This window comes from Lentzea sp. NPDC060358 (genome assembly GCF_042725365.1).
In the GTDB taxonomy this organism is placed as follows: domain Bacteria; phylum Actinomycetota; class Actinomycetes; order Mycobacteriales; family Pseudonocardiaceae; genus Lentzea.
Map to the genome: position 1 here is coordinate 1 of NZ_JBHXCW010000359.1, position 5,835 is coordinate 5,835.

Annotated in this window: 4 protein-coding genes; all 4 read right to left on the reverse strand. The window is 71.5% G+C overall.

From position 1 onward, the window contains the following. Positions 1–25: 25 nt before the first annotated feature. The 4 genes from ACFWGZ_RS38905 to ACFWGZ_RS38920 all read right to left on the reverse strand — a co-directional run bounded on the left by ACFWGZ_RS38905 (position 26) and on the right by ACFWGZ_RS38920 (position 5,682). Positions 26–976 (reverse strand): LysR family transcriptional regulator, encoded by a 951-nt coding sequence (locus tag ACFWGZ_RS38905; protein WP_382456604.1) that lies wholly within the window; start codon positions 974–976, stop codon positions 26–28. 217 nt (positions 977–1,193) lie between these two features. Next, positions 1,194–2,471: a PhzF family phenazine biosynthesis isomerase gene (locus ACFWGZ_RS38910; protein ID WP_382456605.1), complete on the reverse strand. Its 1,278-nt coding sequence runs from the start codon at positions 2,469–2,471 to the stop codon at positions 1,194–1,196. 14 nt (positions 2,472–2,485) lie between these two features. Then, complete coding sequence (locus ACFWGZ_RS38915; protein WP_382456606.1) at positions 2,486–3,880, reverse strand: hypothetical protein; 1,395 nt, start codon at positions 3,878–3,880, stop codon at positions 2,486–2,488. Continuing rightward, positions 3,877–5,682, reverse strand: coding sequence for a dynamin family protein (locus tag ACFWGZ_RS38920; RefSeq protein ID WP_382456607.1), 1,806 nt, complete (start codon positions 5,680–5,682; stop codon positions 3,877–3,879). Before ACFWGZ_RS38920 ends, ACFWGZ_RS38915 begins: the two co-directional genes overlap by 4 nt. Positions 5,683–5,835: the final 153 nt, after the last annotated feature.

Here is a 5,835-nt window from a genome sequence, read left to right on the forward strand (position 1 = left end):
GAGTCGGGGGCCGCGCGCCACGGCGTCAGGCGAACTCGGGATGCGCCTCCGGGTGCGCGTCCCACCACCTCCGGTACTCCGGGTTCCGGTCCAGCACCGACCGGTAGGCGTCAGCGGCACACGCGAACACCTCGTGCGCCCGCCCGGCCACCGGGGAATCCCGCCGGGTGGCCACGAAGACGTCGGTCATCAGCGGCATCCCGCGCAGCCGCCGGATCACGATGCCGTCCCCGCTCCGGGACGGCGCGGCGGCGAACGAGACGCACCCCGAGGCGACCAGCCCGCGGGCCATGCTCGCCTCCCCGGTGTGGTGGGTCAGCCGGGGCACGAACCCGGCGTCGGCGCACACCTGGAACATCTGCGTGCGGGACCCGATCTGCGGCTTGGGCTTCGTGACCCAGTCGCGGTCGGCCAGCTGCGCCAGCTCGATCTCGTCGTGGCAGGCCAACGGATCCGACTCCGACAACGCCACGAACGCGGGCTCGGTCACGAGCTTGCGCAGCTCGATCCCCGCCAGGTCGCGGGCGTGCATGCCGTCGAAGAACTCGAACAGCGCGACGTGCACCTGCCCGGCCTCCAGCATGTCCACGATCTCCGCGGACGACGGCCGCACCTCGGCCCGCACGTCGGCGTTGAGGCCCCGCAGGCCCTCGACGAGGGTGGCGAAGTACAGGATCGGGATGCACCCGAAGAACACCGGCCCGCGGCGGTCGGACGCGCGGGTGGTGCTCAGCAGCTGGGCCATCTCGTCGAGCACCAGCCGGGCCGTGCCCAGCACCCGGCGGCCCAGGTCCGTTGGGACGCAACCGTTGCGCGTCCGGTCGAAGAGCTGGCCGCCGAGGAGTCTCTCGACGGTGCGCAGCTGGGCGGAGAGGGCCGGCTGCGTCAGTCCGAGCCGGGTCGCGGCCCTGGTCACGCTGCCCTCCTCGGCGATCGTGCGTACCGCACGGAGGTGGCGGAGCTCCAGCTCGGGCATAAAGACCTTCTATCCCCGTTCTGAATGCGCCGCCACCCTTCGATCGGGGCATAGTGACTTCCACCGGTCCACCGGCCCGGCGCTCGCGGCAGTGCCAACGGGTCCGGCGCGGGAGGGAGTGCACCCCTCGGTCCGACGTCGCTGCCGTGCACCCTGCGCTCCACGGCAGCGGCGCCGGACCCCCGCCAGGGCGCGAGAACCGTGGTGCCGGACCGAGTCAGGGGAGGACGACGGCGGCGCCGGTCACGCGCACGCGCCGGTCGTCCCGCGTCGCGTCGACCTCGAGGCGCGACGGCCTGCCCATGTCCTCGCCCTGGCTGATGACGAACCGCTGCGGTCCTTCGAGGTCGCGCAGGTAGCCGCCGAACGCCGCGGCCGCGGCACCCGTCGCCGCGTCCTCCACCACGCCGCCGACCGGGAACGGGTCGCGGGCGTGCACGAGGTCCGCGGACTCGCGCCAGAACAGGTGCACCGTCGTCAGGTCGTGCGCCAGCATCAGGTCGCGCAACGCGTCGAAGTCGTAGTCGAGCTCGCGCAGCTGCTGCCGGTCGCGCAGCGGCACGATCAGGTGGCGCGCGCCGCCGAAGCCGACGTGCACCGGCCCGTCGCCGATCTCCGCGTACCCCAACGCCTCCAGCGCCGCCGACACCAGCGCCGGGTCCGCGGGTGCCGTGCTGGTCGGCACGCTGGTCAGCGACGCCGTGCCACCGGCGGTCTCGACGGTGATCTCCCCGGCCGGGGTGTGGAACGTCAGCGGGCCGTCGCCGATCCGCTCGGCCAGTGCGACGGACGTGGCGATCGTGGCGTGCCCGCAGAACGGCACCTCCGCCTCGGGGCTGAAGTAGCGGACGTCGAACACGCGGCCGGTGGCCCACGGGACCACGAACGCCGTCTCCGAGTAGCCCACCTTCGCGGCGATCGCGAGCATCTCCTCGTCGGACATCCCCGACGCGTCCAGCACCACGCCCGCCGGGTTGCCGCCCGCGGGATCCGTCGTGAACGCGCTGTAGCGCAGTACCCCGGTGTCGCTCATACCCCGCTGCAACGCGTAGCAGTGCTGGAGTCTTCCGTGCCGGGTCCTGGTCGTGAAGTACGTCAGCCCGGCCTTCTCCAGCACCCGGCCGGACGCGGCGTTCTCCGCCTGGTGCCCCGCGACGACCCGGTCGGCGATGGCGAGCGCCTTGTCCCGCAGCTGCCCGGCGGCACGGGTGGCGACGCCGCGGCCCCAGTGCGCCGGGTCGATCCAGTAGCCGATCTCGATCTCGCCCAGGTCGCCGTCGAGCATCTGGCCGAGCCCGACGACCTCGCCGTCCTCGACGAACAGGTGCATGCCGAAGCCGTGGTCCTCCCAGTGCCGCAGCGCCTGCTCGTGCCGCAGCTCCACGTACTCCCGCGTCCAGGGCTTCCCGTCGGCGATGAACGTGGTCATCCTCGGGTCGGTCGCCCAGCGCAGGAAGTGCTCGAAGTGGTCGTCCGCCCAGGGCACGAGTTCCATGACCCCATCGTGCACTAGGACAACTGCTGGAGAAGCCCCTCGCAGGTCCTGACCACGATCTGCGCGGCCTTCCGGTGGTCGTTCGGCGCGTGCGCGTCGGCGGCCTGCGCCTGCCAGCGCAGCAGCGCGTCGAGCAGCGCCTCCCGCAGCTCCCGCGCGTCCGCCTCGTACTCGAACCCGAGCCGTGCCGCCGGAGCCGTGCCCTCGGCGCCGACGATCCGCAACGCCTCGGTCTGCAGCTCGGCGGGCAGCTTCGTGCGCCCGGACTGCAGCGCGGCCACCAGCCGCAGTTCGCGGAAGTCGTGCGCGGAGGCCACGACCCGTTCCAGGTCGGCCACCAGCTTGCGGGCGTTCTGCCGGGGCTCCATCCGCAGCAGCACGTCGAGCGCCAGCAACGCCGACCGCGCCTTGAGGACCTCGCGGCGCTCGGTGAAGTGGATCGCGATCGAGTCGCGCAGCTCGCCGAGCCCGCTGCGCTGCACCAGCTGGCCCGTGAGCTTCACCTGCGAGTCGAAGCCCTGCCGGATCAGCGCGGTGATCAGCCGGACGCCGAAGATCCCGAACCGCTCCAGCAACGCCTGGCGCACCACCGGTTCCATCGCCAGCGGGAACTGCTCGCCGACGAACCGGTCCGCCGACAGCAGGTGGTCCTCCAGCTCCTCCCGCCCGAGGGAGGCGAGGATCCGCAACGCGTCGAACTCGTCCTCCCGCAACGTCCTCGCGGCCACCGCGAGCAGTCCGGCGACCGAGACCACGTTCTGGCACAACGGTTGCACGGCCACGTCACGGCGGTAGCGGCGCGCGATCTGCTTCGCCGACGACAACGCGTCGATGCGTCCGGCGCCGATCTCGTCGGCCCGCGCGAGCACCGCGACCGTGTGGATCGCGGCGGTGCGGGCGATCGGGTGGTCGTGGGCGGACTGCAGGAACTTCAGGTCGTCGTCCTGCACGTGCCGCATCAGGTACAGCACCGCGTCCGCGTCGCCGAGCACCTGCTCCGGCGTCGCCTCGGAAGGGGTGTCGATGAGCACCACGTCCCGCAGCGTCCGCGCGGGCCACTCGACGACGACCTTGTCGGCGCGGTCGAACTGGCCGGTTTCGACGTGGTGCCGCGCACCGCGCCGGCCGATGCCGACCTCGTGCGGACGGCCGGGACCGGAGAACACGTGCGCCCGCGGCTCGGTGCCGCCGCGGTACCAGACGAACGAGCTCTGCGGCACGAACTCGTCGCCGATCAGCGCGTTGACGACGGTGGACTTGCCGATGTGCGACCGGCCCGCCACGGCGATCCGGACGGGTTCGGTGTAGCGCTCGGCGTGCGCGCGCAGCCACGCCGTGGCGCGCGGGCTGTCGCGGTAGACGCCCATCGCCTCTTGCAGCATCGACCAGACGACGCGGTCCACCGTCACGCGGAGAGCTCCATGGTGGGACCCCCGAGCGCCTGCACCCGCTTGTAGAGCGTGACGAGCTTGTCGAGCTCCTTGCGGCCCTCGCGCATCCGGCGCTCGCGGTCGGTCTGGTCGTCCTGGATCGCGCGCTTGGCGCTGCGGGCCGACTCCAGCAACGTCTCCTGGAGCTCCTCGGCGAGGGTGCTGAAGTGGTTGCGCAGCGATCGCTGGATGTGCCGGCCGGAGTCGCGGACGTCCTTGGAGAACTTCACGAAGAAGTCGTCGACGTGCCGCTGGGCGGCGGCCTTCGCGGCGGCCTGGCGGCGCTTCAGCCGTTGGTCGCTTTCGTCCAGGATGGACTTCCCGCCGAACAGGGCACCGGCGCCGAGCGAGATCACGTTGATCAGTGGCATGCCGGCGAGCGACGTGACGAGACCGAACATCAGCACGCCGCCGTAGGAGCCGCGCAGACCCGTGAAGAGCTTCTGCGGCACCGAGAACGGCTCGATCTTCGGCTTCTCCAGCCTGCTCGCGGGTTCCAGCAGGTCGTCGGGCAGCACCGACCCGGGGATCAGGTCCTCGCGGTAGACGGGGAAGTTCTTCGCCACCTTCGCCGCCACCCACTCCGCGCGTTCCATCAGCCAGGCGAAGTTCGTGGTCGCGGCCTCGTTGAGGTTGTCCTCGAGCCACTGCTCGAACTTGTCCCAGCCGACCGCGGGATCGGCCTCGTCGTAGGTCTTGTCGACCTCGCGCAGGATCTTGCGGGTCCGGTCGCGCAGGTCGTACTCGACGTCGGAGACCAGGTCGGCCATCTCGTCGTTGAGCACGTTCTGCCAGCGCGCGGACCGGCGGCGCAGCTCGTCCACGCGCCGTTGGGCCTCTTGCAACGTGGAGATCGTCGCGGTCGTGTGCGCCGAGTCGTGGGCCGTCAGTTCCTCGCGCAACGGCGTGACGAGCTGGGTGAGCGCGCTCGACGCCACCACGGCGACGGCGCGGCGGGCCAGCAGGTCGGCGGACGCGACGATGTCGCGCTGCACGCACGCCAGCAGCTCCGGGAAACCCGACTCGGTGTTGAGCACCTGGTCGCCGGTCTTCGCGGCGCGCAGCCGCAGCGCCGACGACACGGGGATCAGCTTCGCGCGGACCCCGGCGCGGGCCAGCATGGCCCGGTTGCGCTCCACGACGGCCCGCCAGCTCGGCACGAGGTCGATCTTGGTGACGACCACGGTGACGTTCGGGCAGGCCTCCATGACCTTCTTGAGCAGCGTCATCTCCGCCGACGTCAGCTCGCCCGTGGCGTCCGAGACCAGCAGCACGGCGTCCGCCTGCATGAGCGTCGCGAACGTGCTGGCGGTGTGCGCGGAGCGGGTGTCGCCGACGCCGGGGGTGTCGATCAGGACCAGCCCGCTGTCGAGCAGCGCGCGCGGGATGCCGATCTCGGCGCGCACCACGTGCTGTGACTGGGCGGTGGCCTGTTTCGTCACCTGATCGATGGGGACGGCGATCCGCTCGGTCGGCGTGTGGAAGATCGAACCGTTCGCGGACGCGTTGCGGACCAGCGCCGCCGAAGGGGTTTCGGCGTGCTGGACGTAGGTCGGCACGGTCGTCGTGATGTCGTCGCCCACCGCGCACACTGGGGCGTTCAGCAACGCGTTGACCAGCTGACTCTTGCCTTGCTTGGACTCGCCCACGACGAGGACGCGCAACTTGGGATCCAGTTGCTGTGCCCGCTTCTCGCGCAGCCGGGCCTCCAGATCGGGCCGCCGGTGCGTGACGCAGGCCCCGATCGTCTCGTCGAGCACGTCGAGCCAGGGCGGAGCCATCACCTGACTCATAGTGCCGTGTTCACCCCCTTGGGTGAAAGCCTCGAACGCAAAGCCGGTCCTGTTCTGTCAGGACCGGCCTGTTCGGAGGGGCGGTGACGTTGCTCACCGCGGGTGCCGGTTCGATCACGCCGTGCAGACGCCGAACCGGCC